Here is a 26,667-nt window from a genome sequence, read left to right on the forward strand (position 1 = left end):
CTGTTGAACATGGATGGTGCCTTCAGACCGTGAATTGGATGGGGTAAGCATGATAAACATTTGTGCCGATGATCATTCGTATTATCGTCCAGAGAACGAGCGAATATAGCCCGTAAGGGTCATTCTTCGGGGACAGCATGTGCACTATGATGATACAGAGCAGCATAAATATGAGATGAATAAGGAGAATGAACCCATTGACGACTTATAAATTCCAGCCAGATTTCCGACTCGGGGCTGCATGGATCATTTCGATTGCAGCAACTCTGGGAAGCCTTTATTTTAGCGAAATCAAAGGATATATCCCATGTGACTTGTGTTGGTTTCAGAGGATTTTTATGTACCCGCTAACCATTCTCTTGGGCATTGCGTATTACAAGAAAGATTTGGGAATCATGAAGTATGTTCTTCCTCTCTCTTGCATCGGAGGAGCCATCTCGGTATACCACATCGCGTATCAGCGCTTCTATTCGTTGTTTAGCAATCATGGTTTAGCAGCTTGCGGCCCCACTCCCTGCAACGTAAATTACTTTACCTGGCTGGGTTTTATTACAATTCCTGTTATGGCTCTAACCGCGTTTCTGTTAATCACCGTCCTGCTGTGGAGTTTATCCAGAGCCGCCAAGGCGGCGGGAGCCGGTACCGAAGACTAAGCGCAATCAGACCTGCTTCTTGACAAAGCATAAGAACAGGATTAAAGTATGGTTTAACTAATCGTAATCGTTACGATTAATAAAATGTGAGATGAGGAGGTGCTGAATATGAGAGTGACGGTAACTTTGGCATGCACGGAAACCGGTGACCGCAACTATACAACGACAAAAAATAAACGAAATCACCCGGAGCGGATGGAGTTGCGCAAATATAGTCCGCGCTTGAAGCGAGTAACACTTCATCGGGAAACACGCTAGTTCATACGAACCACCAAGAGCCGGACCCAAGGTCCGGCTTATTTGACTTCATACGAAATGGGACTACACTGAGATTAGCAGGTTCCTGCAAAATTGAAGAGAGGAGGGATGGTATGCATCAGGAACGACATGATGCTGGCGGCGAGCTGCTGCTGAGCACACATACCGACGAGCAGTGGCGTCGGAGAAGGCGGGAGTTAAACGATTGGATTAACAGACCCAAGGTGCGCAAGCTGTCCAAGCGTACGCGGCTATTCGGCAAAACGCCGGTTGACGAGCAGCTGCATCCGATATTGATCCGGCTGCAGCGTGCAGGACTGGTCACCGAGTTCTCCTGCGCTGGCGTGAGTCCCCTCGATGAACCTGTGGACCATTCGCTGTATGCCTATCTTACGTATTTTTCCGACCGCGGTCCTGCGGAGTCGTTCACGAACCTTCTTATGAGGAACATGAAACATCGAGCGCTCATAACCTATGAGCCTTCCCGTAGCCGCTACGATGTGTCTTCGTTTTTCATCGGACATAACCGTTCCTTCTGCATTCTTTTACTGCATAGCGCGGAGCAGTTCATTCAGGAATCCCGCTTGTGAAGATACTGAAATAACATTAGATGAGGTAAGGAGTCGTGATGGAATGATACGTAGCCGAATATCTTGGGATTCGGGTCAATGGACAACCGTGCCGATATCAGTCACCGAGACGAAGGAAGGACAATATTTGAAGGTAGAGTCCAGAGAAGGCAGTGATTATTGGGAGAAAACCTTATACGGGTTTCAACGCGACAGCGGACATTCTCTGCTCACACGGTGGGAAAAGGATACGGCCATGGAAGTAACGTTTCAGCTGCAATCGTTTACGGAGCTTTATGATCAGGCAGGAATCATGCTGATGAACGCTCCGGGGCAATGGATCAAAGCAGGGATCGAGATTAATGATGGAATCCCGCAGCTTGCTGTTGTTGTCACCCAAGGATACTCGGATTGGTCGCTCGCACCTGTACCGGAGTGGGTTGGCGAGAATGTCACGATCCGCGCTTCGAGAATGAATGATGCGGTCATCATTAGGGCGAGAACTGAGATGCATCCTTGGCGAACTCTTCGAGTGGCGCCTTTTCCGATCAATACAGCAAGTCAAGCAGGGCCTTTTATTTGTTCGCCGACCCGTTCCGGGCTGCACGTAACCTTCACACGCTGGGTAATGACCGATCCTGACAGTGACATTCATGTTGATCCGTCTACTGAAGATTAGGATCGTTTCTGTGACATCAGTCAGATTAATATAGGGTCTGCTCTAAATCAACCACTCCAAATCGTAAGGATGCGATAATTATGAAGAAAATCATGAACAAACCGGAAACCCTCGTCAGAGAGATGTGCAGCGGCTTCGTCATGGCTCATCCAGAGTTGGAATTTCATCATAAGCATACCTTTATCCAAAAGAAAAACATGAACCAGGACAAAGTAACCTTGATCAGTGGCGGGGGGAGCGGGCATGAGCCTGCGCATGCGGGTTTTATCGGCAAGGGCATGCTGGACGTCGCGGTTTGCGGCGATGTGTTTGCATCTCCATCCCAAATTCAGGTGTATCAGGCAATCCGGGCATCGGCCAGTCGGAAGGGCACCCTGTTGATTATTAAGAACTACAGCGGAGATATGATGAATTTCAAGAATGCCGCCTATCTGGCGAATGAAGATGGCATTCAAGTCGACTATGTGAAGGTTGACGATGACATCGCGGTTGAAGACAGCCTGTACACCGTAGGAAAAAGAGGGGTCGCGGGCACGGTTTTGGTACATAAAATAGCGGGTGCGGCCGCAGAGGCCGGCATGTCGCTGGAGCAGGTTAAAGAAGCGGCTCAGCATGCCATCGATAATGTCAAAAGCATTGGCTGTGCGTTCACGTCCTGCACGGTGCCTGCCAAGGGGACGCCGACTTTCTCCATTGGCGAGCAGGAAATGGAGTATGGCGTAGGCATTCACGGCGAGCCTGGAATCCGCCGTGAGCAGATGATTCCGGCTGACGAGCTGGCACGGAGAATGGTAGCGGAGCTGCTGGAAAGTCTGCAAGTAAACGGTGATAGCCCGCAGGAAGTTGCCGTATTGGTCAACGGCTTCGGGGGCACCCCGCTGCAGGAGCTGTATCTCTTGAACCGTTCTGTCATGCGGGAATTAAATCAGCGGAACGTTACGGTGCTTAAAGTCTTTGTCGGCAATTACATGACAAGCATCGATATGGTAGGCGCTTCGGTCTCCATCATGAAATTGACGGACCAGCTGAAATATTTGCTGGGCGAGCCATGTGACACGCCTGCACTCGTAACACGAGGACCGCTAGAGCCTGTCGTATTTCACGATGTTCTAGAGGAATCCCGGCATAAGAAGCAGCCGGAATCCTACAACATGGTGACACATGAAGAGTATGCTGCCGTTTCGGACGATCAATTGTCACTGAACAACATCATCTACTTGATAGACAAAATGAGTGAGGTCATTATTGCGAACGAAGTCCCGTTCTGTGAACTGGATGCGCACGCCGGTGACGGTGATTTTGGCATGAGTGTTGCCAAGGGATTCAAGCAACTCAAAGCCGAATGGGAGGAGCTTATATCCGAGGCCGCTGATATCGGAAGTTTCTTGAACGCCTGTTCACTGATTATCATGGAGCATTGCGGCGGCGCATCCGGTCCGATCTGGGGTTCTGCCTTTCGGGCGGCGGGCAAATATGCGTTGCATAAGAAGGAGCTGTCCATAGCTGAAATCGCCGAGATGATGGAAGCCGTGGTTCAAGGAATACAGGACACGGGTGAAAGATCCTTTGGAAGAGGGGCAGTTGTGGGGGATAAGACGCTGATGGACGCACTCATTCCGTATGCTGAGGCTTGGAGAGTTAGCGCGCATGACGGGGAGAATCTGTTGGCTGCCGGCGTTCAAGCGGCACGGGCAGCCGTGGAGGGTGCAAAAAGCACGGAGGCCCTCGTAGCTCGCATGGGAAGAGCCGGAACCGTCGGCGAGCGGAGCATCGGCTACCCGGACGCCGGGGCACATGCGCTCGGGGTTATATTTACGGAGCTTTCCCAATCGCTCACAAGAGCAAAATAGAATAATCAAACCAAGGAGCCTCGCTTTCATTTGTGAAAGGCGAGGCTTCTTTGCTGCGCGTTGTTCTGTATCAATTGCTACAGCCCGGGTGCAATGTGCAGTGATAATATTGAGGATAGATGGACTTACATACGATTAATAACACAAACAAAAGGGGATTGGACCAGATGCCGAGTAAAGAAAGCATAGCTATCAAACAGAAACTGACGGCTGAGGGATTTCATCATAAATGGGAAGATGCCAAGGCAATTCGGCAGTATATCGATACCTTGCCTCCTTATCCAGCCCTTACCGGCGAGCAGGAAGGATTTGAAATGCGATCTCTCCAGAGCGAAAGCGGTTTGAGTATGAACTATTATATATCGCATGGTGCTCGGGAGAAGGGAACGCTCCTATATTTGCACGGCGGCGCCTATATCGAAGAAATTCTCCCGCCTCATTTTGCTTTTGTTAAACAGTGGACGAAGTTAACCGGATTATCGATATATATGCCCAACTATCCGACCGTGCCAAGCATAGAAGCAGGGGATCTGACTGAGCTGATGCGCGAATATTATAAGTTTGTCTGCTCTAAGGCCCAGAGTCCGGTATTTCTGATGGGGGATTCGGCTGGCGGCGCATTAGCACTGAACGTGGCACAAGGATTCAAGGAGACGCCACTTACGCCCAAGCGATTAATTCTGATTGCACCTTGGGTGGACGTCGCCATGGACAATCCGCAGATAGCCAATCTCGGCATACCGCAGCGGGATGTCTTCCTGCAGCCGGCTGGTCTTGGAGCAGTCGGAAGGATGTATGCAGGGAGTCTGCCCATGGACGATCCTGCGGTCAGCCCATTGTTCGGCGATATGAAGAACCTGCCAAGCACGGTGATCCTGATCGGGACCGATGATTCCCTGCTGCCGGATGCCCGGCTGCTGCGTGATCGATTGGATGTTGAGGGTGTCGATACGGAGTACTGGGAGTATGAATATATGATGCATGTCTGGCCTCTTTTTCCAATGCCTGAAGCTGAAGAGGCACTGGACAGGCTGCAGCGGTTAATCATACGTGATTTAGAATGCGATGAAATGGATGGTGGCTGAAGGACCAATTGGATGGTCAGAACTGACGCGCAATTGGATGGTGTGCATTAACCGTTTGTTCATTATAATGAGGCTGAACGAACAAGTTATGATGCATGATGTTGATCCTGGTACCTCGGGTCAATAGCAGATTCTGTATAATGAATAATTGAATGGGGTTGTTTGGGGTTGGTTATGTACATGATTGTCATTGCGCTGGCATTAATTGGAGGAGTATCAACACTTCTTGTAGGGTTATCACAAGAGAATAAGAAGGCTAATCCGAATTATGAACGGAAAACCAAGACCAATCTCACGAAGCTGCTCATCATCTATCTGGCATCCTTAATTGCATTCATTGTTATATGGATGATTTTTAAATAACATACAGCAACTGCTCCCCGTTACAGTGAACGGGGGGCAGTTTTTTTATGATAAAGGACTTGGACGGGGCTTCATTCCCTCCACGCTGGACAGCTACATCTAACGTTCAAACCAGTACACACGATGTACCGGCTGCTTTTATTTTTTGCATCCTTTTTTCATGGATAGGGTCTGCAGCTATTATCTTTATGATTATCATTGGAACGCAGGTCCATTTGATGTAATCTGAAGACATCAGCTCCACAGCGGTTGATAGCATGGCCAACATTCTGATGTTTGTTATGTTCGCTGCTGGGTTTATTTTATCAATCGATGAGAGGAAAACCATTGCGTTTCTAATTCAGGAGGAGGTCTAGGAATCATATGGCATTGAACGTAGGAATCATCGGCACCGGCTGGTTTAGCAAGATGCATGCCCGTATTTTATCCGACATGGACGGAGTGAGTGTTGCTGCCTTTGTCGGAACAAGCCAGGATAAGGCAGACCAAGCGATAGAAGGATACAGCTCTGCCAAAGCGTATGCGAACGTTGAGCAGATGCTGGATGATAGCAAGCCGGATGCTGTTTATATCTGTGTTCCACCCTTTGCGCATGGGGAGATAGAGTCTCTGCTTGTGGATCGGCATATTCCGTTTATGGTCGAGAAGCCGCTTGGCACGAATCTGGAAATCCCGAAGAAGATTGCGCAAGGGGTGAAGAAGTCAGGGCTAATGACGTCAGTCGGTTATCATTTCCGTTATACGGACGCTGCCATCAAAGCGGCTGAGCTGCTGGAAAGCCGAAAGATCGGAATGGCTCTTGGCTACTGGATGGGTGATATGCCGCAGGTGTATTGGTGGAGGCAACAGGAAGGCTCTGGAGGACAATTCATAGAACAAACCACGCATATGGTTGACCTGCTGCGCTGCCTGCTGGGGGAAGTGGATGAAGTGTATGCGGCCTTTGCCCATAGAGCGATGAAGGATATGCATGATAATGTAAGCGTTCACGATGTGGGAACCGCTACACTGAAGTTAAAGAGCGGGGCAGTGGCAGCCATCTCCAATACCTGTATTTTGCCAGAATCGGAGAAGGTAGGCTTGGTTATCTATACGGAACAGGGGAGTCTTGACATCAGAGCAGACAGGCTGATCGTTAATGAACAAGGCAGGAGAACGGAATACCGGAATGCGGCCAACCCATATCAACGGGAGAACGAAGCATTTATTCATGCGGTACGCACAGGCGAAACTTCAGGAATCCTATCCTCTTATGAGGATGCCGTCCGCACAATGGAGATTACATATGCAGCTTTGCAGTCTGCTGAAACGGGATTGCCGGTCAAAATAGGAAATCATTAAACAAACGGCACATATCACATCTAACCATGTGCTTCGGAATTCTATCGAGGGTGAGGGGCAACGAGAAGTACGGTGGCCTTTCGTGTGTGTATGGGTTCAGTTCTGTTATAATAAGTGGACGCATGAAGGAAGGGAAAGATGTAATATGGCATTTACAGCACAGCAGGTGGCCGAATGGATGGTCGAGGAAATCAGATTCACAGGCAATTTGTATCAGACCGAGGCCATACGGTATGTAAGCGAGCACTTCGGTGAGGAGTTCGTTTTTGTTAACGAGAACGGAAATGCCTCGCTGTCCAAGGAAGTGAAGAAGGCATTCCGCAAACTGCATGGCGGCCGCATTGCCTGGGATCGTGACGGGTTTATGTGGGCTTGGACGTAGAAACTTCCAGGGGGGTTCGGTGTCAACACGTAAAAACAGTCTGCGACTGTTATTCTGAGCAGTCTGATCATTCAGGCTTCTGTTGGTTTTGATCAAAGGGATAACGGGGTACACAGGGTGCAACGGATCGAGACCACTGAGGAGTCGGATTCGGAAAAATGAGCAGGGGTCCGGTTATACGTCGATTCTCCCTATAAATAATGAGAACAGCTGCCTTGAAATCAAGGCAGCTGTTCTTCATATATGATTATTTTATCCGATGAATCGTAAATTGTCCGGTTGAAGCATGCAGAGCTTCCTTGGCCTGTTGCGGGTCGATCCCGTGATGCCGCTCTACCGCATATCGGAACTCATAGAAGCCGCCGAGCGTGGCTTTGAAGTTGGTTTCCCAGTAGTTGGTCAATATCCACGCATACGTGTAAGGCCGGCTGTCCGCCGATTGCATGGTATGGAGCTGGCGCGGCGTATGCTCCAGCGTCCCCAACTGCACAAGCGGCGTGTCTGTCATCGATACAGCGAGCGCTTCCCGGTCTTGGGCCGAGTGCCAGAATATGCCCTCTTGGGCACTGGTGTAATCGATGCAGCTTCCCGGAATTTGATCCTTCCATGGACGGATGTGGCAGCCGGCTTTTTCAACATAAAGCTCCGCTTCGGGACCCATGGAGAATGGAAGTGCCACATATACGTTTTCGGGGAGCCAGACACTGTCCTTGTGGAAGCGGACGGACACCTCGGCACGAGGCTGGTTCGCAAACAGCTTGATGTGGAGGGCATAGTAGCTGAGCCCCTTCACTTCGAAGACCAGCTCGATCAGAGCGAACAGCGGGCCATTGTCGAGCACGTTGACGCGAGTCAGGCGCCCGGCATCGCGCTGCACATGGGTACCCTTCCGGTTGCGGCCCATACGGGCACGGGTAGCGCATATCTGGGATGGGCTGTGCTCATCCTGTGCAGGCGTAACCTCGTAAACCGGCGTGAACGGCCCATGCCGGCGTGCATCATCCAGCAGATCGGTTGAACGTGTCTTGTCGATCCAAGCCGTAATGCCCGCGCTGATCTCCCATTCGATGCGGAACGAATCCGATTCGATGAAGCTCTCACCCACAATGACCGGATAAGGGACCAGAGGCTCCAACCGAATGTCGGCGATTCCTTCACAAGCAATTGGCTCGGTGTTGCGCGCAGTCACCATGTTCCCGGAAGGAGAGCCGACCTCTGCCGTTTCGAGCGGGTGGATCGACAGCGTGCGGGATTCACCCGGCGTTAGCGTCAGCTCGGCTGCGAGTGCGCCTGTGTGCGTCAGCTGATACGGGAGCGACTGTCCGTTCGATTCATCGATAAGCTCGAACTTCCTCTTCAAGATGACGTTCTCCCAGCCATCGAGCGGAATAGCGACCTGCAGTGTGGCTGTGGCGGGCTCTGTATTAATCACCTCATACCGCAGAGAGCGATGAGGGGCCAGAAGCGCACCCTGACGGGCAACCAGCGCTTTATCCAAAGCCCGGTATGCCAGCTTGCTTGCTTCAGCTGCATAGGCTTGCTTCCGAACCTCCAGCATTTGGACCTGCGGATGCCATGGCTCATACACGGAGGAATGATAACCCCACGTATGCTCCGCGTACATAGTTAGTGCTTGTGCAGCATCATCGATCTCGGCGGGGCTTACCGTTTCGGATGCCGGATCCAGCCGCTTCACTTTGCGAAGCGTGCGCTGGGCATCCCGGTAAATCTGGGTGTGCATCGCCGTGGAGGCAACACCGTCCGTCCACCAATCCGGCCAGTCGCCCCGGTGCACCGGCAGCTCGGATAAGTCCTCCTGCTTCAGAGCCGCAAAAAATTCGGAGAGGGTAGCCATCTTAATCGTAATGCGGTCACCGTTCTGCTCATTCCATTTGGTCATCCATTCCGCAATGTCCGCATTCGGAGATGCATTATCCGTCCCAAGACCGGACACCATGATCGGAACGAAGGAATAGGGATAGGATTCCTGTTCCAGATTCCATAAATATCGGTTAATCCGTAATGATGCGATGTTGTTGTGGCGATGTTCAGGCTCCATCAGGTTATGCTGGAATTCGTCTTTGATGATGTATTTGCCGAGTGCATCCGGACAGAATCCGAGCTCGTTGCCAAACATGTAATGTTCGCCGTTCCACACAAGCAGCTTGCCGCCCTCCGGACTTTCCCACCAGAATGGGGTCTGCTTGCGACCCAGTGGATACATGCCGTGATGCGTGTGGATGCAGGAGAACAGGTGCTCAATGTTATTCTGCAGCAGGCTGTCGGCATATCCCCATCCGTAGCCGTTAATATCAGCTGTCATGGCGCTGTCGATTCGGTGTCCGAAGGATTTCGCGTACTGCTGAGCCTTCCCGTGGTTGCGCTTCAGGAGGTCAAAGTCCGGGAGCTCGGTCATGTTCAGATAAGTTCCCGACAGCTCAATATCCCCTCGGATGACAGCTTGCTGAAAAGCTTCTTTCTCTTCGGGAGAGGCCGCTTCCAGAAATTTCTCCACGGCCCAGAAGGTTTCGCAGGTCCAGCGGAATGAGCTCCAATCCGGACACTCCCCGCGATGTGCGGCTTCTGCGATGCCGACCGCCTGGCGAATAAAGTCAACGTGGTACTGCTCGATCCTCTCCTGGCGCTCGGTGTAACCGATATCCGTGTGGGAATGATGGATGGCATAAATGGTCCAGGGACGAGCGGGTCTGTGATCACCTTGGTTTGATAAGTTCATGTAACAGTAACCTCCTATTTATGAAGTGGGACGTATGTGTGGCTATCCATCTACAAAAATTCCCTCTATGCCGTTAAACACAGCGCTGATTCCATCCTCGAGAGTGAGAATGGGGATGGCATATTGGCCTAAAGCCAGCTGTATATCCCTTTCCCATAAGGGAAAACTGCCTGAGATTTGCCCCCCGAGTACCAGGCGGTGGGGTTTAAAGTCAGCTATATAAGGCAGCAGCATCTCTCCCAGCCTGCAACCGTATTCGCGGAACAGGTCTTCAGCTTGCTTGTGACCGCGTGCAGCCGCTTCTGCAAGATCGGCTACATCCATTCCGTCCACGAGCAGTCCCCGCTCGCTAGCCAAATTCAGAATGCCCCTTCTCCCAAAATAACGGTCCACCGTATGATTCCGGTAGGGTTCGGCAAACAGCATTCCGCTGTCAGGAATCCTGTTCCTGCCAGCGATGATCTGCCCATTCTCTATAAAGGCTGACCCAAGGCCTGTGCCGAGCGTAAGGCATATTAACCGCTCGGACGGAAACCGGATACTGGCGCCAAGCCCGAACATGAAGGCATCATTGCCGAACCGGATATTGGCTGCGGTTAAACGATTGGTCATGATGCCCGGGAATAAGCTCTTCTGCTTCTGGAATTCCGTTCGGAGCAGGTCGCGCACCGACAATCTGTAGAGCGATTCATATTTGCCGACACCCTGAAGGAGGGCGATGCCTTCTGCATAATCGAAAGGTCCGGGAAAAGCAAAACCGATTCGGATCGAATCGTGATAATCCAATGGTCTGCAGGTGGAGGCAAATACGTTTAGCAGCTCCCGGCAGGCATTGGCAAAGCTGAAGATCGTATCGCTTGCCGAGCCCTGAGACTTCGACGGCCAGGTAAGGAACGAACCGGGAAGAAACGCCCCGTTCACGATGAGTGCCCCTTTCAGGAATGTGCCGCCGGCATCAAGCGTGATGGTGATTCGGGCAGGAAACGGCTCGCTTGGGTGATCTGCTCCATCATCGCAGGGCATGGAAATTCTCCTCTCCGGAAGTCCAAGAAGGCGGAAGCAGGGGATGGCTCCACTCCGGATTGACTCGGGCGGCGATCAGCGTGCAGGGAGAGCCGGAGAGGTTCTCCAGATGATACTCGCCCACACATGCCGGGACGATGTAGGACTCCCCGTAGCCCCACTCAACGGCAGCATCCTCGTCTGCTGCCGGGACAAGGCGGACGCGTTCACCCTCCACGAGGTTGTACATGATAAATTCCCCGTGTGTGTCTGCGTTCCACGTATCGTGCAGAGACAGCCTGCTGACCTGAAAGAGAAGATCATCCCTTTGGCCGAGCAGTTCCAGCGAGTTCTGACCTTGCGTGCTGATGAGCGTTGGCCGGGCAATAAGCCCGTGTTCTACGGCTGAAGTATTCATGGCATCGTTGATGTTGCGGCGTGCATGATCAGGGTTCATCGGACGAGGCCTGCCGTCCCCATCGAGCCGCAAATAATCGTATATTTTGAAAGTGAACCACCAGGTGGTTGAGGAAATTTCGAGCACCAGATTATCTTTGCCGGAGCAGTGCACCGTTCCCGGCGGAATGAGATAGAGATCCCCCGTCTGCGATTCATATTCGTTAACGTAGGAGGAGAGTTCAAGCGGTTGTTCGTGAAGGTGGGCATTCTCCACCGCTTCAAGCAGCTGTCCGCCGGTTATTCCTTCCTTCAGTCCCAGATACACCTTGGCTCCAGGGGTATTGCGCATGATGTAATAGGACTCCTGCTGTGTCATATGCTCATTGAACTGCGATTCGGCATACTCTTGCAGCGGATGCACCTGAAGTGATAATTGCCCGCCTTGCATCGTATCCAGATAGTCAAACCGGATCGGAAAGTAATCGCCGAATAACTCGACATTCCGCTGTCCCAATATGTCATGGGGCGATGCCTCCATCAACAGGGTGAAGGGAATTTCCAGGGTGACGTCCTGAACCCGCAGCAGCAGTGTATTCTCGGGAGCGATGGGTTCAAAGCTCCAGGCGCAGTTTGGCCATTCTTCGGGAAGGCCGCATAATTCCTTCAAGTATTGACCGCCCCAAATCCCGGGGGCAAAAAACGGCTTGACCCGAAACGGCTGCCGACCGGTTTTGTGCAGTACTTCCTTCAAGGCTGCTACAGGCAGCCACACCGGCTCATCCGGGTGATTCAAGTCCATGTAGAACGCCTTCTTATCCTCATGCTGGGCATAATAAGCTAACCAGTCGCGGCGGTAAGTTTCCCAAACAGGCCATTCGAGAAATAAACAGTTCTTGTACGTCTCAACCTTGTCGTGACTCATGCCCAAGCCGAAGCTGCCCATATGCTGGGCGTGTCGCCGCTGCTGGTTCTCGCGGGAATAGTCGGCATAGAAGCGGAGATCGGGATCTCTGTCCGCCAGCATGGAGGCGCCGGGTCCGTATACAACGTAAATGCCTTTTTTTGTTTCAAATTCGAGCGCGCTTTTTTTCAAGGATTCCCTTGCATTATGCTGAAAATATTGACTGGGTCTGACATCAACTGCCTTATAGCCGAACGCCCGGTTATCGGTCAGATAAGGCGCCATCTCGGCTCGGAGCTCGGCCTCGGATTTTAAATAATAGGACGTGGAATCACTCAGGAAGGGGATCCCCTCTTGGTCACAGATTTGCTGAAGCTCGACCAGCAATTGATCGAAATGAGCACCGTGAGTTCCATCGAAAGTTACAAAGATTCCGGGTTTTCCTGGCATCTCTTGCTGCGACTTCATGTTATAGGCGGATAGGATAAGAGAGCACCAAGCGTCTGCCCCATACTTCATAAACAGGGGTTCCTTGCGAAAGTCCAAATGGTTGATTGGATGTGATTGAAAGGCAGTTGCAGATGTCATGGATGGATGTATCCTCCCTTCGGATTGTCTGGTTACGACTTCATTGTAGAAGGCAAGGGAGGATACGTCTTTATAAAAAGAGGAAGTGTTTTTGTACGATCAGGACATCGGTGGAGAAATGCTAGAGCTCGGAGTCATAGCGACCCTCAGAAAACTGCGAGCGTCGGAACCGGGCGGGGGTCACGCCAATCTTGGACGTAAACACCCGTGTGAAGTAGTGTACGGACTCGAATCCGCAAAATACAGCAATCTCTTTAATCTGCCGGTCCGTATTCAGAAGCAGGTGTTTCGCCTTCTGCACGCGCTGCTCCTGCACATAATGGACAAAGGATTGATGACCGTATTTGCGAAACAGCCGTGTCAAATGACGGGTTGTGATGTGGAGATGGCCCGCCACCCGCTCAAGCGACAGCGGCTCGTTAAGATTATCCTTGATGAACAGCTCGGCTTGATGAAACATCGAGGTCCCTTCATCATGGGCCTCGGTTCCGGAAGGCTCTTGATAGAACCCGGGGCCGTGGGCTGCAGCAATGGATAAAATCAGTGACGTGGCTATGCTGTTCAGCACATGCGGGGAATAGGTTTTATCCACGGAATGAAACTGTGATAACAGCGACAGCCACAGGAGCCCGGGCGCTTGCAGCTGCCCTTCCTGAAGCACGGGAATGCCCTGTTTGGCTAACAGCCGGAATGCGGCCGCATAGAGCTCGTTATGTGCAGTTTCATCCAGCTCGAAAGCAACATAGCATAAGGACAAGCCCTCCTTGCTTCGGATTCGGTGCTGGACGCCTGGGCGGGAGAGAAACATGGTGCCTGGTTGAAGGGGGAACTCTGTAGCGTCTTCTATATACGAGCCGCTGCCTGTTAATACATAACAAGCTTCAAAAAAAGAATGTTTATGCTCGGTATTGTCGTAATGACGCGGCATGAATCCCCAATAGTGAATATGAACGGTTAGATCCTGCTGTTCAAGACGGTTCAGGGTACGGTTCAGGATGGAATTGGCCCGTTTATAAAACGATACAAATAAATGGTTGTCAATCAGCATGGGAGAGTCTTCTCCTTCTCAAAAACGGCTCTGTATCTGCCGGTCATGTAAGTTACAGGATAATACGATGTCTCTCTATTTTATATCATAATGATAAGTTATAAAGAAAAAATGGGTATAGTGATGTTGTGCATAGACAGCTACACAAGTTCTTCATAAGTAGATGCTATGCTATAAATATTCAATTCTAGAGAGGAGTTTATACTTATGTCAGCTAAGAAACGATGGAAGCCGATCATCCTGGGAGTGTTAGCATCTCTCATCTTCATATTGGGGGCCTGCGGAAACACGGACGGTGCAAACCCCGAGAGCACACCAAGCAAGGAAACCTCCGGGAGCATGGACGGGATGGATCACGGCAGCATGAACCATTCCGGCTCAGGCGAGGTACCGGAAGGATTGAAGGCGGCAGAGAATCCAACTTATCCGGTTGGTACCCAAGCGCTCATTGAAACTGACCATATGCCCGGGATGAAAGGGGCTAAAGCAACAATTGTTGGAGCGTATGATACCACGGTGTACACGATATCGTATACACCAACGAATGGCGGTCCCGAAGTGAAGAATCATAAATGGGTGATTCAAGAAGAGCTGAAGGATGCCGGTAAGGAACCGCTGCAGCCAGGTACGGAGGTTGTAGTTAACGCGGACCATATGGAAGGGATGGAGGGCGCAACTGCGGTCATCGATTCTGCGGAACAAACGACGGTGTATATGGTGGACTTCACATCAACCACGGGTGAAGAAGTCAAGAACCATAAATGGGTGACGGAAAGCGAACTGTCTCCGGTTCAATAAAACATGTATAAAAAAAAAATTGGTTTCCAATAATCGGAAACCAAGTGTTTTTTTATGAGTTATCAGCTTTCTCTAATCTGGCGCAGCGCTTCCGTCAATTCCGCATAGCGAAACTGAAAGCCGTGACGCAGGGCTTTGGCCGGGACGATTCGCTGGCCCTTCAACAGAATGAGGGACATTTCTCCGAGGATTGCTTGCAGCATAAAGGCAGGCAAGGGGAGCCAATGTGGACGATGATAGACCTTGGCCACACATCTGCCAAATTCATCGTTCCTGACCGCATGCGGCGAAGCGGCATTGACGGCTCCGGATATTTCCTTGTGCCGGACACAGTAGTCAATTAAATCTGCGATATCGTTGATATGTATCCAAGATAACCATTGCTTGCCGCTGCCTATCTTACCGCCGACGCCCGCTTTGTAAGGCAGCAGCATCTTGGGGAGCGCCCCGCCTGGATTGCCCAGCACGACACTGATCCGCAGCTTGATTAACCGGTCAACAGGGATGCGGTCTGCTGCCTGCTCCCACTCCGATACAACCTCGGACGGGAAATCCATAATGGTGGCAGGACTCTCCTCATCAAACGTTTTGTGCTCGGAAGTACCATAAATCGCCATCGCTGAAGCTTGAACAATGACCGCTGGTTTATGCTCCAACTTGTGCATCAATTCAGCTACAGAGGATACGGTTTTTTGCCGGGACTGCAGAATTCTCTGTTTGCCCTCCCGTGTCCAGCGCTGGCTCAGAGAGGAGCCGGCAAGATTGATGAGCGCGTCCAAATGCTCAAATCGCTCGGGATTGGACTTCATCTCATCCCAGGTCAGATAGGATAAGTGCCCGTTATGTTCGGTTTGTGCGTGAGATTTCGGAACCGATCTCGTTACAATGACAATGTCATGCCCGTCTTGGAGCCAACGCTTGCATAATGCTTGGCCTATAAATCCGGTGCCTCCGCAAACAGCGATTCTCATGAAAAAACCTCCTTGAGCGATATGTTGTCGGTGTATGATTAAAATACGATAAGCGTGATTCACGGAAATGAAGGGGAAAGGCTTAACGACCCTTTACGAATGACGCTTGGGGTTACGAATTGGAAGTCCATATTATACAATCAATTATACAGGAAATGCGGTAGGACTCCGCCATAAGATTTGCAGGAGCCTCGTACTCCGTAGCAAGAAGTAAGGAGTGAAGGATGAGTTTATTTGAGAAGCTTCAAACGTTGATCATTATGGGTGCGGTCGGGATCGGGCTGCTGTTGGGGCAGCTTCCGGCTGCTTCGGGTTATGCGGAATATGTGATTGTTCCCTTTTTGCTGCTGATGTTATATGGATTGTTCTTGACGATACCGCTGCGGCAATTAACGCAGGCCTTCAAGAACATCCGATTTCTAGGGTCGAGCACCATCATTAATTTTATTTGGACGCCGCTGCTGGCTTGGGTGCTGGGTGCTGTCTTTTTATCGGATTATCCTGCCCTCTGGATAGGCTTCATCATGCTGATGGTGACTCCTTGCACCGACTGGTATTTGGTGTTCACTTCAATTGCAAAAGGCAATGTGCCCTTGTCCACATCGGTTCTGCCCATCAATCTGATCCTTCAGGTGCTGCTGCTGCCGCTCTATCTGCTGCTGTTCGCCGGCACGATTGAAACGATGCGGATGACAACAATCATGGAGAGTGTACTGCTGGTGCTCGTGGTGCCGTTCACCCTCGCACATCTCACCCGGTTTTTGCTGAGGGAAAAGAAGGAGGTGCTGGACCAGAAGCTGGTGCCGTTCTTTGCCAAAGCACAGATTATGTTTCTGTCTTTGGCCATTGTGGCGATGTTTGCATCTCAGGGCTCGTATTTACTGAAGAACCTGGAAATGATCTATATTCTTATCGTTCCGATCCTGATCTACTTCACGGTCAATTACGTCCTGGGCAGTCTGGTAGGCAGAATGCTGCGTTTCTCCTATGAGGATTCGGTCAGTTTACATTTAACGATCATTGCCCGAAACTCTCCGGTAGCCCTGGCTATCGCGGTGACAGCTTTTCCGGACCAGCCCCTGATTGCGCTTGCCCTGGTCATCGGACCGCTGATCGAGCTTCCCGTGCTTGCCGTGGTATCTCAGCTGCTCCTCTTCACAAGAAGAATGAAGCCGACGTCCGGCTGAATCAACGAATTCGGGCTGCTTGTTAGGCGGCTGCACGGAATGGATAACGGATACCCATAAGAAAAACAGTTTGTTGCGCCCGCGTTCTTCTTGGCCGGGTGAACAAACTGTTTTTTATTGGTGCATATGCGGCGGCCAGGTATCCGTTGTCACGTAAACGCCTGCCGTACGATCTCCACGGCCTGGTCCAGCTCCGGTTTCGATATGATGAGCGGCGGTGCAAAGCGAATGATCGATTCATGGGTTTCCTTGCAGAGCAGTCCGAGATCCTTCAGCTTCTCGCAGTAGGGTCTGGCCGGTACATGCAGCTCCATACCGATGAATAATCCTCTGCCGCGCACGTCTTTAACATCGGGATGCCGAATGGAACGAAGCTGCTGGAGAAAGTATTCGCCAAGCTCTAAGGATCTGGCTTCGAGCCCCTCTTCGGCAAAAACGTCCATTGAGGCGATCGCTACCGCGCAGCCGAGTGGATTCCCGCCAAAGGTAGAGCCGTGGGATCCCGGCTCGAATACACCAAGAATATCTGCCTCCGCCGCCACAGCAGAGACAGGGAAGACGCCGCCGCCAAGCGCTTTTCCAAGAATGTACATATCGGGCACCACGTTCTCCCAGTCACAAGCAAACCGTTTTCCCGTTCTGCCGAAGCCGGTTTGAATTTCATCGGCGAGCAGAAGGACGTGGTGCTGTTTGCACAGTTCCATAGCGCCGCTCAGATATCCGTCAGGCGGAATGACAATTCCGGATTCTCCCTGGATCGGCTCGACAAGAAAAGCGGCAGTATTCGGTGTAATTGCCTGCTCGAGCGCTTCCAAATCCCCATAGGGAATGATGTTGAAGCCAGGGGTGAACGGGCCAAAGTCCTCCCGGTATTCGCTGGATGAGGAGAACGAGGTGACGGTAAGGGTACGGCCGTGAAAATTACCCTCGCAGACGATAATTTCTGCTTGATCCGCCGGGATGCCTTTGTTCCGATAAGCGTATCGGCGAGCCGCCTTGAGCGCGGTTTCAACAGCTTCGGCTCCGGTATTCATGGGAAGAATCATGCCTTTGCCGGTGAATGCGGACAGCTTCTCGTAGAAGTCTCCCAACTGATCGTTATGAAAAGCGCGTGAGGTTAATGTCACCTTATCCGCCTGATCTTTCAGCGCCTGAATGATTCGGGGATGACGATGGCCTGCGTTCAGAGCGGAGTAGGCGCTTAACATGTCGATGTATCGCTTGCCGTCCGCATCCGTGATATGAATCCCTTCCGCTTCCGCGATGACGATGGGAAGGGGGAAGTAGTTTCTTGCACCGTACGTTTCGGCTTTCTCGATATGAAGCCTTGTAGGGTCCATGGCGTAACCTCCTTAGTAGTCTGAAGAAGCCGGAGAGGTTGGAGAAGTCTAAGAAGCCCTGATAGGTAGTTGTTCCACGACGCAGACACTTCATCATGAAGCTTGCAGACGTGAGAAGCTTCATGATTACAAGATGCTTTCGCCCGAGCATGGTAGGCGAGTTAAGCCGAACAAGCTAGTCGGGACGTGGTCTGACCGCGGTCCAACAGCGGATTGTTCTCGACGAATTCGGCTGAGGTTACGATGCCGGATTCAGACAGCATCTCCATGGCAAGATGTGCTTCGCGGTAACTGAGTCCGCCCTGAACCGGCGTTCCCGTGCCAGGCGCGATTTTGGGATCGACACTGTCGACATCAAAGGACAGATGAACACCATCCGTCCCCGCCGAGGTAATGCGGATGGCTTCTTCCATGACCCGGAACATGCCCAAGCGGTCGATGTCCTGCATCGTGAAGCAAGTAATGCCTTCTTGCCGAATCAGGTCCCGTTCGCCCTGATCGAGGGAACGCGAACCGATGAGCACCACATTTTCCGGCTTGATGGGGGATTTTGCACCGCCTATGGATGTCAGGCGTGTATCGCCTTTACCCAAGCTGACAGCCAGTGACATGCCATGGATGTTGCCAGATGGCGTTGTATCCGGCGTATTGAGATCGGAATGGGCGTCCAGCCAGATGACCCCCAGATTGCGGTGGTGCCGGGTCAGTCCGGCCAGTGTGCCAATTGCGATGCTATGGTCACCGCCAAGCACAAGCGGGAAGACCCCTGTCTCTGCCAGGGCGTATACGCGAGCTGCGAGCAACTCGTTGATCGATAATACTTCCTGCACATGTTTTAATTGAGGATTGTGTGCCTCATCCTTCATTTCAGGGGGGGCAGCCAGCTCTTCGACGCGATAGGGGATACCGAGTGTGTCAAGCTTGCGCTTCAGACCCGATCCGAATATCGCATTCGGTCCCTGACCGGCTCCCCGCCGGGTAGCTCCGCGGTCAAAAGGCACCGAGAGGATTGTTACGGTGGACGGAAGATTTCTCATTATGGACTCACCTCCACTTTGTAACATTGTATTCACTGGCCCGGCTTCGTGACTTGGGTTAATCCCCATACAAGCTGATTGTAGCGGGCATATGAAGATTCACACAAAAAAACCCTCCGGCCAAACATCGGGACCCATAGGTCCAATGTCTGTGCAGGAGGGTGTTAGAAAGAATCGAACGATTTCTCTTTTATTATTTTACTGTTTTATTATAGGTTTCGATCTTGGAGCTGATTTCCGAAGCAGCTTTGTCCAGGGCTTCCTGTGGTGTTTTTTGACCGTTCAGCACCTCTTCGATGGCCGTTTCGGTAAGCTGGCGAGCTTCAGGGAATACCCCCATGACAGCGCCTTGTGTTGCCAGATTGGCTGTGGTTTGATGCAATTGATCCACGGCTGTTTGGAATTGAGGGTATTTCTCCAGATTCTCTTTCACAAGCTCTTCTTCATAGGCTTTGGTTGTAACCGGGAAGTAGCCGGTGTTGACATGCCAGTAAGCTTGCGTTTGCGGCTCGGCCAAATACTTCATGAATTCCCAAGCGGCCTGCTGCTCTTCTTCCGATTTGTTGTTCATCAGCCAGAGGCTGGCACCGCCGATAATGACGCCGCCGTCGCCGCCGTCAGCCGGTTTGGGCAGGAAGCCGGTACCGACTTCGAATTTACCTTCCGCCGCGCTGACAATGCCGCGAAGCGAAGCCGTGGAGTCCAGTGTCATGGCGATTTGTCCGGCTGCAAAAGCTTTTTTGGTGTCATCCGTTTTACGCCCCAGGTTCAGCAGCACTTTATCATCCACCATTTGCTTCCACCATTCCAGTGTCTTCACGCCGGCAGGGCTGTTAACCTGTGAAGCGGTGGCCGGGGATGTACGGCCGTTGCCGTTATTCAGCAGCTCAACGCCCTGGTTCGCAAGGAATTGCTCCATAAACCAGCCGTAGATGGCGAAGGATGCGCCCGCTTGATTGCCTTTTGTCAGGGCTTTTGCTGCTTCCGCTACCTCCTCATAGGTTTTTGGAGGATTCTCAGGGTCCAAACCGGCTGCTTTAAAGGCATCTTTGTTGTAATACAGAATTGGGTTGGAGGAGTTAAACGGCATCGAGTACAGTTTATCGTCGAACGTATAGTAATTTTTGATATTCGGCTCCAGGGAAGAGATGTCGTACTGCTCGGCATCCATAAAGTCCTGAACCGGACGGATTGCCTTGGTATCCATCATGAAACGGCTGCCGATCTCGTACACCTGAATCATCGTAGGGCCGCTGTTTGAGCCCAGGGAAGCTTTGAGTTTGTTCAGGCTTTCATCGTAGGTGCCCTGAAATACGCCCTCTACCTGTATGTCTTCGTGAGCGGCATTAAAATCGGAGATTAACTTGTCCGCGACCGTGCCGAGTTCACCGCTCATGGAGTGCCACCATACAACTTTTACAGGCTCCTTGGACGGCTCGCTGCCTGCGGCAGCAGTCGTCTCCCCGGTGGTAGGCGAATTGCTGCAAGCGGCGCTGATCAGCATTAAGCAGGAAAGCAGGAGCAGCGTGAAGGATCTTTTCCCAAAACGTTTCATGATTGGTTAATCTCTCCCTTTTGAAAATATAGTATGGTTCTATCTATCAGAAATTGCGTGGGCTCGTCTCTTAGAGACAACCGGCTCGCAAGGCTGATCATGCATGGTCTTGGCTATATAGCCATTAACCCTTTAATGCGCCTGCCGTGATGCCTCGAACAAGAGGCTTCAGCCCAAGTGCCAGCAGCAGCAGGGAAGGAAGCAGAAGCAGCAGAACACCGGATAGAATCAGATTCCACGAATTCATCTCCTCAAACTGCAGCATGCCGATCCCGATCTGGACGGTGCGCATCTCGACACGGTTTGTTGTCAAGAGCGGCCATAGGTACATGTTCCAATTGTTCAAGAACGAGTACACGCCCAGTGTGGCGATTCCGGGAATCGATAACGGCAGTACCATTTTCAGAAATATCCGGACATGTCCGCAGCCGTCCACCCGAGCCGCTTCAAACAGTTCCTTCGGCAGCTGCAAAAAGGTTTGTCTCAGCAGGAAGGTACCGAAGGCAGTAGCCAGAAACGGCACGATCAGCCCTTGATAGGTGTCCAGCCAATTCAAGCTTTTGACCGTTAAATAGTTCGGAATCATGATCACTTCCCAAGGAATCATCATGGTGGCGAGAAAGAGGCTGAACAGCAGGGTCTTTCCCGGGAACCGGAGAAAGGCAAAGGCGTAAGCTGCCAGGCTTGCTGTCACAATCTGCCCCAGCATAATCGCAATGGAGACGATCAAGCTGTTTCCAATGAAGGTCAGCACGGGAATCGTATCAATCACCTTGGCGAAGTTCGACAGATTGATGGCCTCGGGAAGCAGAGGCGGCGGATAAACGGCCGATTCGGCCTCACTCATAAGCGATGTTGACAAGGTGTACAGCAGCGGAAAAGCAACAGCCAGCGAACCTAGAAGAAGGGCGATGTAAACGAAGCTTTTGGGCAGGAGACGCATGTTCATTGATAATGCACCTTCTTCTCCACGAATTTGAATTGAAAGACGGTTAACAGCAGGATAATGGCAAACAGGATCAGTGCCTGCGCACTGCCGATGCCAAATCGGAAATTGACAAACGCATCCTGATAGATGTTAAACACCATGACGTTGGTGCTGTTAATCGGACCGCCCTTCGTAAGGATGTTAATCTGTCCGAACGCTTGAAAGGCGCCGATGACCGACACAACGGATGTGAAAAATAAAGTAGGGGAAATCAGCGGCATCGTAATCCGGAAGAACGTCCGAAACGGACCGGAGCCGTCTATTTTTGTGCTGTCATATATATCCTCGGATACGCCCTGCATCCCGCTCAGCATCAGGATGTAGTTGAAACCCAGGTTCATCCAGACTGTCATCAGCGCGATGGAGATCATGGCCCATTTCGGATCGGTCAGCCACTGGATCGGCTGAGTTCCGACTAGCGACAGGAAGTAATTCAGTACGCCCAGGGTTGGATGGTAGAGAATCATCCAGATCATGGAGCCGGTACCAACGGAGACGGCCATGGGCAGCGAGAAGATGAAGCGGAATACCTTCATGCCTTTCAGTTTGTTATGCGTCAGAGCTGCCAGCAGAACAGCAGCCGCAATGCCGGTTGGGACCGTCAGCAGTATAAACAGCAGTGTGTTGCCAAAGCTTTTATAGAACATCTCGGAGGTTAATATCTCCCTGAAATTGTCCATTCCGACGAATTCAGCCACCCGGCCCTGCGGATCGGTCAGGAACAGGCTGAGATAAACCGATTTGAGCAGCGGGTAGAATAGAAACAGACCGAAGATGAGCAGCGAAGGGGCTAAACAGGCATAGGCAAGCATGATTTCCTTGCGCTTGGTTTTCTTGATTGAGACGGGTTTTGTCTCATTTGAAGCCTGTGCCTCGCTGACGGATGGTGTTAGAGAGTGCCCCGGAGAAGGGAGCGTAAATTCTTTTTCCATAATCATGTTTACCTCACTTTCCAGCTTGGCCTTACAGGTATTGAGTATAGGAGTCAGATGTAAAATCCAGTGTGGGATTTTGTAAGATTACCGTAATTTATTACTTTATAATCTAAGAATGGAAGAGGATTTGACCGGAAGGGATGCAAGAATATCCCTTCTTCAAAAAGCTTGCAGCTCAGAAGAAGATGTGATATCTTATACCTGTAACCGGTTACACACGGATGAGGTGATTTTAGAATGACAACGATAAAAGATGTGGCAAAGCAGGCAGGAGTATCTGTAGCGACAGTTTCGCGGGTTTTAAATGGAAACGGTTACGTGCACGAGGACACCAGGTCCAAGGTGGAACAGAGCATTCGAGAATTGAATTACACGCCGAATGAAGTGGCGCGTTCTTTATATAAAAGAAAATCCAAATTGATCGGCTTGCTTCTTCCGGACATCATGAACCCTTATTTTCCGCAGCTTGCCCGCGGGGTTGAGGATGAGATGCAGGAGAACGATTACCGGTTGATTTTTGGAAATAGCGATGAGAAGAAGCAGAAGGAAATGGAATACATCCAGACCTTCGTTCAGAACAATGTAGTTGGCGTCATTTCGTCAACGAATGATCCGGAGGCCGATATGTACACCGGTCTGAACATTCCCGTTGTTTTTCTGGACCGAACCTCGAACGATAGGCCTTCTGTATTCGCAGATGGCCGCGAGGGCGGCAGAATTGCCGCACAGGAGATGATGCTCCGGGGCAGTAAGGAAATTACGGTTATGCAAGGTCCGGCGGATGTGCGGCCGGCGCTGGAGCGTTTTGAAGGAGCCGTCGAGGTTCTGGAAGAACGGGGGGCAGCATATCAAGTGCTGAAGACGACATCCTTTTCCCTAACCGACGCAGAAGGGTTTGCTTATGAATTGTTTCGCCAATATCCGGACACCGATGGCGTGATTGCAAGTAACGACATTGTTGCATCAGCGGTACTGAAGGAAGCGCATCGGCTGGAGAAAAGGGTGCCGGAAGACGTACAAATCATCGGATTTGATGATATTTTGCTTAGCAGCCTGCTCGCTCCCTCATTATCAACCATACATCAGCCCGCGTATGAAATGGGCAGGGCAGCGGCAAGATTACTTATTGAACTTATCGAAGGGCAGCATATTGAGAGAAGCAGCATTGAATTCCCGGTAGAATTTATGGAGCGGCAGACAACGAGAAAGGTGGAATCATAATGGCAAAAATCGTGGTGATTGGAAGCGCATCGATGGATCTGGTGGTAACCGCCGCCAAGCGTCCCGGCGCGGGGGAAACGGTGCTTGGCGACAGCTTCAAGACGGTACCCGGAGGGAAGGGAGCCAATCAGGCTGTTGCTTGTGCAAGGCTTGGCGCAGAGGTGACGATGGTCGGCTGCGTGGGCGACGATTCCTTCGGTAAAACGATTTTGAACAATTTGCAATCGAATGGTGTTGTTACGGACTATGTGGAACCGGTTACAGGTATAGAGAGCGGAACCGCGCACATCATTTTGGCGGAGGGTGACAATAGCATTGTGGTTGTGAAAGCAGCCAACGACCGGATTACCCCGGCCTACGTAGATCAGGCAGCAGCTGTGATCAAGGCTTCGGATATCGTGCTGATTCAACAGGAAATTCCGGAAGAAACGGTGGTGCACGTCAGTGAAATATGCGCGAAATACCATGTGCCGTTGATGCTGAATCCGGCTCCTGCTCGCCCGGTACCGAGCCGCGTTATCGAACAGGCGGCTTATATTACGCCGAATGAACACGAGGCCGCCATCCTTTTTGGAGATGAGCCATTAAGCGACGTGCTGCGCCGATATCCGAACAAGCTGATCGTGACGGAAGGCAAGAACGGAGTGCGTTATTTTGACGGAAGCCAAGAGGTGGTTGTGCCGGGCTACCAGGTTGAAGCGGTGGACACAACGGGAGCGGGCGACACGTTTAACGGTTCCTTCGCCGTGGCTCTCGCAGAGGGCATGAGCATTACGGACAGCTTAAGATTTGCGAACCGTGCCGCATCTTTATCCGTTATGAAGTTCGGAGCACAAGGCGGGATGCCGACACGCGACGAAGTGGAAGGGAGCCTCTGATTATGAAGAAGAGCGGAATGCTGAACAGTCATATCGACAAAAGTGCTGGCTGATTTGGGGCACACCGACACCATCGTTGTTGGCGATGTTGGCCTTCCGATTCCTCCCGGAGTTCTCAAGATTGATCTGGCATTAAAGTTAGGCACGCCAAGCTTCATGGAAGTGGTGGAGGCGATTGCCGAAGATATGGTGATCGAGAAAATCGTCATTGCCGAAGAAATGAAGCTTGATAATAAGGAAACACTGCATGATATACAGGACCTTTTTCAAGGCAACGAGATCGAGGCTTGCCCGCACGAGTTGTTTAAAGAGAGGACTCGAACCGCAAAGGCGGTCATCCGTACAGGAGAAGCGAGACCGTACGCGAATTGCATTTTACAGGCTGGCGTTCATTTCGGTTAAAAAAAAGGAGGAAGCACCATGAACATTGAGATGACGAATATTCATAAATCGTTTGGCACGAATCGGGTGCTTGCAGGCGTGGACTTTGATCTCCGGGAAGGAGAGGTCCATGCCCTGATGGGAGAGAATGGCGCAGGCAAATCGACGCTGATGAATATCTTGACCGGTCTTCACGGCAGGGATGAAGGCAAGATTGTCGTCGACGGTCAGGAGACCTATTTTGCCAACCCGAAGGAAGCGGAGGAGCGAGGTGTAGCCTTCATTCATCAGGAGCTTAACATTTGGCCGGAGATGACGGTGCTGGATAACTTGTTTATCGGCAAAGAGTTGACGTCGGGTATCGGATTCCTGAACATGAAACAAATGAAGGCGCTTGCGAAGGAACAGTTCCGCAAACTGGCGGTTACGATTCCGTTGACACAGGAGGCGGGATTGTGCTCCGTCGGCCAGCAGCAGATGATTGAGATTGCGAAAGCACTTATGACCCAAGCGAAAGTGATCATTATGGACGAACCGACGGCAGCGCTGACTGAAAGGGAAATCGAGAAGCTGTTTGACGTCATCCGCTCTTTGAAAAAAGAAGGCGTATCCATCGTCTACATTTCGCACCGAATGGAAGAGATCTTTACGATCTGCGACCGGATTACGGTCATGCGGGACGGTAAATCGGTGGACACCCAGGCGATACCGGACACGAGTTTTGATGAAGTTGTCAAGAAAATGGTCGGCCGGGAGCTGACCGAGCGTTATCCGGCGCGGCAGCCGTCTCCGGGAGAGACCGTTCTCGAAGTGAAGAATATTAGCGGAAAAGGCCGGTTCGAGAATGTAAGCTTCTCGGTTCGCGCTGGTGAAATTGTAGGTGTATCCGGTTTGATGGGAGCGGGACGTACCGAGATGATGAGAGCGATTTTTGGACTGGACCCGCTCGACAGCGGCGAGGTTTGGGTACGAGGCAAGAAGGTCTCCATCAGGAAGCCGGATGATGCCGTCAAACACGGCATTGGATTTATAACGGAGGACCGCAAGGATGAAGGATTGGTTCTGGATTTCTCGGTTCGCGAGAATATGGCACTGCCCAATTTGTTCAGCTTCTCTTCGAGAGGGTTCATCTCCGGGAAGAAGGAGCAGGATTTCGTGGATACGTTGACAAAGCGGCTGCAGATCAAGACACACAGCTCAGAAACGCAGGCACGCAATCTTTCGGGCGGTAATCAACAGAAGGTTGTTATCGCGAAGTGGATTGGCATCGGGCCGAGCGTACTCATCCTGGATGAGCCGACACGCGGCGTGGACGTCGGCGCGAAGCGGGAAATTTACCAGCTGATGAATGAGCTGACCGAGCGCGGCGTCGCGATTCTGATGGTCTCTTCGGAACTGCCGGAAGTGCTCGGGATGAGTGACCGGATACTCGTTGTCCATGAGGGCAGGATATCCGGTGAACTGGACCACGAGCAGGCAACGCAGGAACAAATCATGACTCTAGCTACAGGAGGACAGTAA

The 26,667-nt window shown here is 51.5% G+C and carries 24 protein-coding genes and 1 pseudogene; 15 read left to right on the forward strand and 10 right to left on the reverse strand.

Annotated features, from left to right (window positions below; genetic code table 11):
• The first annotated feature begins 188 nt into the window (after nucleotides 1-188).
• The 9 genes from PVOR_RS11065 (at nucleotide 189) to PVOR_RS11105 (ending at nucleotide 7,180) form a co-directional block, all read left to right on the forward strand.
• Nucleotides 189-653 (forward strand): disulfide oxidoreductase, encoded by a 465-nt coding sequence (locus PVOR_RS11065; RefSeq protein ID WP_036636620.1) that lies wholly within the window; start codon nucleotides 189-191, stop codon nucleotides 651-653.
• 108 nt (nucleotides 654-761) lie between these two features.
• Entirely contained in the window at nucleotides 762-911 is a 150-nt protein-coding gene (gene rpmG / locus PVOR_RS11070; protein WP_006209254.1) for a 50S ribosomal protein L33, read from the forward strand.
• A gap of 113 nt (nucleotides 912-1,024) precedes the next feature.
• Entirely contained in the window at nucleotides 1,025-1,501 is a 477-nt protein-coding gene (locus PVOR_RS11075) for a hypothetical protein (RefSeq protein WP_006209255.1), read from the forward strand.
• Between the two features lie 43 nt (nucleotides 1,502-1,544).
• A complete protein-coding gene (locus PVOR_RS11080; protein ID WP_006209256.1) occupies nucleotides 1,545-2,159 on the forward strand; it encodes a DUF1349 domain-containing protein in 615 nt (204 codons plus the stop codon).
• An 80-nt stretch (nucleotides 2,160-2,239) separates the two neighbouring features.
• Nucleotides 2,240-4,009: a dihydroxyacetone kinase subunit DhaK gene (gene dhaK / locus PVOR_RS29575; protein WP_006209257.1), complete on the forward strand. Its 1,770-nt coding sequence runs from the start codon at nucleotides 2,240-2,242 to the stop codon at nucleotides 4,007-4,009.
• Between the two features lie 167 nt (nucleotides 4,010-4,176).
• Nucleotides 4,177-5,094: an alpha/beta hydrolase fold domain-containing protein gene (locus PVOR_RS11090; protein ID WP_006209258.1), complete on the forward strand. Its 918-nt coding sequence runs from the start codon at nucleotides 4,177-4,179 to the stop codon at nucleotides 5,092-5,094.
• Nucleotides 5,095-5,256: 162 nt separating this feature from the next.
• Nucleotides 5,257-5,457, forward strand: a complete 201-nt coding sequence (locus tag PVOR_RS11095; protein WP_234972837.1) for a hypothetical protein — start codon at nucleotides 5,257-5,259, stop codon at nucleotides 5,455-5,457.
• Nucleotides 5,458-5,820: 363 nt separating this feature from the next.
• Nucleotides 5,821-6,798, forward strand: coding sequence for a Gfo/Idh/MocA family protein (locus PVOR_RS11100; protein WP_006209263.1), 978 nt, complete (start codon nucleotides 5,821-5,823; stop codon nucleotides 6,796-6,798).
• Nucleotides 6,799-6,943: 145 nt separating this feature from the next.
• Nucleotides 6,944-7,180 carry a DUF6953 family protein gene (locus tag PVOR_RS11105; protein ID WP_006209264.1) on the forward strand — a complete coding sequence of 79 codons (237 nt, stop codon included), beginning with the start codon at nucleotides 6,944-6,946 and terminating at the stop codon, nucleotides 7,178-7,180.
• 247 nt (nucleotides 7,181-7,427) lie between these two features.
• Here the strand turns inward: PVOR_RS11105 and PVOR_RS11110 are convergent, their stop codons facing one another.
• The 4 genes from PVOR_RS11110 to PVOR_RS11125 all read right to left on the reverse strand — a co-directional run bounded on the left by PVOR_RS11110 (nucleotide 7,428) and on the right by PVOR_RS11125 (nucleotide 13,855).
• Nucleotides 7,428-9,917, reverse strand: a complete 2,490-nt coding sequence (locus PVOR_RS11110; RefSeq protein ID WP_006209265.1) for a glycoside hydrolase — start codon at nucleotides 9,915-9,917, stop codon at nucleotides 7,428-7,430.
• A gap of 42 nt (nucleotides 9,918-9,959) precedes the next feature.
• Complete coding sequence (locus PVOR_RS11115) at nucleotides 9,960-10,940, reverse strand: ROK family protein (protein ID WP_006209266.1); 981 nt, start codon at nucleotides 10,938-10,940, stop codon at nucleotides 9,960-9,962.
• On the reverse strand, nucleotides 10,927-12,807 hold the full coding sequence (locus PVOR_RS11120) for a class I mannose-6-phosphate isomerase (RefSeq protein WP_006209267.1): 1,881 nt from the start codon (nucleotides 12,805-12,807) through the stop codon (nucleotides 10,927-10,929). The genes PVOR_RS11115 and PVOR_RS11120 overlap by 14 nt, the downstream gene beginning before the upstream one ends.
• A 121-nt stretch (nucleotides 12,808-12,928) precedes the next feature.
• Nucleotides 12,929-13,855: an AraC family transcriptional regulator gene (locus PVOR_RS11125; protein ID WP_006209268.1), complete on the reverse strand. Its 927-nt coding sequence runs from the start codon at nucleotides 13,853-13,855 to the stop codon at nucleotides 12,929-12,931.
• Between the two features lie 207 nt (nucleotides 13,856-14,062).
• Here PVOR_RS11125 and PVOR_RS11130 point away from each other — a divergent pair, with 207 nt between their 5' ends.
• Entirely contained in the window at nucleotides 14,063-14,653 is a 591-nt protein-coding gene (locus PVOR_RS11130; RefSeq protein WP_006209269.1) for a YdhK family protein, read from the forward strand.
• A 62-nt stretch (nucleotides 14,654-14,715) separates the two neighbouring features.
• On the opposite strand, the gene PVOR_RS11135 is transcribed toward PVOR_RS11130, so the two are convergent.
• On the reverse strand, nucleotides 14,716-15,624 hold the full coding sequence (locus PVOR_RS11135; RefSeq protein ID WP_006209270.1) for a TIGR01777 family oxidoreductase: 909 nt from the start codon (nucleotides 15,622-15,624) through the stop codon (nucleotides 14,716-14,718).
• 224 nt (nucleotides 15,625-15,848) lie between these two features.
• Here PVOR_RS11135 and PVOR_RS11140 point away from each other — a divergent pair, with 224 nt between their 5' ends.
• Entirely contained in the window at nucleotides 15,849-16,811 is a 963-nt protein-coding gene (locus PVOR_RS11140) for an arsenic resistance protein (protein ID WP_006209271.1), read from the forward strand.
• A 149-nt stretch (nucleotides 16,812-16,960) separates the two neighbouring features.
• Here the strand turns inward: PVOR_RS11140 and PVOR_RS11145 are convergent, their stop codons facing one another.
• The 5 genes from PVOR_RS11145 to PVOR_RS11165 form a co-directional block, all read right to left on the reverse strand.
• The gene (locus PVOR_RS11145) at nucleotides 16,961-18,151 is read right to left on the reverse strand and encodes an ornithine--oxo-acid transaminase (RefSeq protein WP_006209272.1); all 1,191 of its coding nucleotides are present in this window, start codon (nucleotides 18,149-18,151) and stop codon (nucleotides 16,961-16,963) included.
• 161 nt (nucleotides 18,152-18,312) lie between these two features.
• Nucleotides 18,313-19,188, reverse strand: coding sequence for an arginase (rocF, locus tag PVOR_RS11150; RefSeq protein WP_006209273.1), 876 nt, complete (start codon nucleotides 19,186-19,188; stop codon nucleotides 18,313-18,315).
• A gap of 193 nt (nucleotides 19,189-19,381) precedes the next feature.
• Nucleotides 19,382-20,743, reverse strand: a complete 1,362-nt coding sequence (locus tag PVOR_RS11155) for an ABC transporter substrate-binding protein (protein WP_006209274.1) — start codon at nucleotides 20,741-20,743, stop codon at nucleotides 19,382-19,384.
• 124 nt (nucleotides 20,744-20,867) lie between these two features.
• Nucleotides 20,868-21,692: a carbohydrate ABC transporter permease gene (locus PVOR_RS11160; RefSeq protein WP_006209276.1), complete on the reverse strand. Its 825-nt coding sequence runs from the start codon at nucleotides 21,690-21,692 to the stop codon at nucleotides 20,868-20,870.
• Nucleotides 21,689-22,669 (reverse strand): carbohydrate ABC transporter permease, encoded by a 981-nt coding sequence (locus tag PVOR_RS11165; RefSeq protein WP_040680488.1) that lies wholly within the window; start codon nucleotides 22,667-22,669, stop codon nucleotides 21,689-21,691. Before PVOR_RS11165 ends, PVOR_RS11160 begins: the two co-directional genes overlap by 4 nt.
• Before the next feature lie 234 nt (nucleotides 22,670-22,903).
• Here PVOR_RS11165 and PVOR_RS11170 point away from each other — a divergent pair, with 234 nt between their 5' ends.
• From PVOR_RS11170 to PVOR_RS11185, 4 genes and pseudogenes are all read left to right on the forward strand, one after another.
• The gene (locus tag PVOR_RS11170) at nucleotides 22,904-23,887 is read left to right on the forward strand and encodes a LacI family DNA-binding transcriptional regulator (RefSeq protein WP_006209278.1); all 984 of its coding nucleotides are present in this window, start codon (nucleotides 22,904-22,906) and stop codon (nucleotides 23,885-23,887) included.
• On the forward strand, nucleotides 23,887-24,765 hold the full coding sequence (gene rbsK / locus PVOR_RS11175; protein ID WP_006209279.1) for a ribokinase: 879 nt from the start codon (nucleotides 23,887-23,889) through the stop codon (nucleotides 24,763-24,765). The genes PVOR_RS11170 and rbsK overlap by 1 nt, the downstream gene beginning before the upstream one ends.
• Before the next feature lie 2 nt (nucleotides 24,766-24,767).
• A pseudogene (gene rbsD, locus PVOR_RS11180) lies at nucleotides 24,768-25,167 on the forward strand (D-ribose pyranase).
• Nucleotides 25,168-25,185: 18 nt separating this feature from the next.
• Nucleotides 25,186-26,667 carry a sugar ABC transporter ATP-binding protein gene (locus PVOR_RS11185; RefSeq protein ID WP_006209281.1) on the forward strand — a complete coding sequence of 494 codons (1,482 nt, stop codon included), beginning with the start codon at nucleotides 25,186-25,188 and terminating at the stop codon, nucleotides 26,665-26,667.

Origin of the sequence: Paenibacillus vortex V453 (assembly GCF_000193415.1) — a bacterium.
Lineage (GTDB): Bacteria > Bacillota > Bacilli > Paenibacillales > Paenibacillaceae > Paenibacillus_AQ > Paenibacillus_AQ glucanolyticus.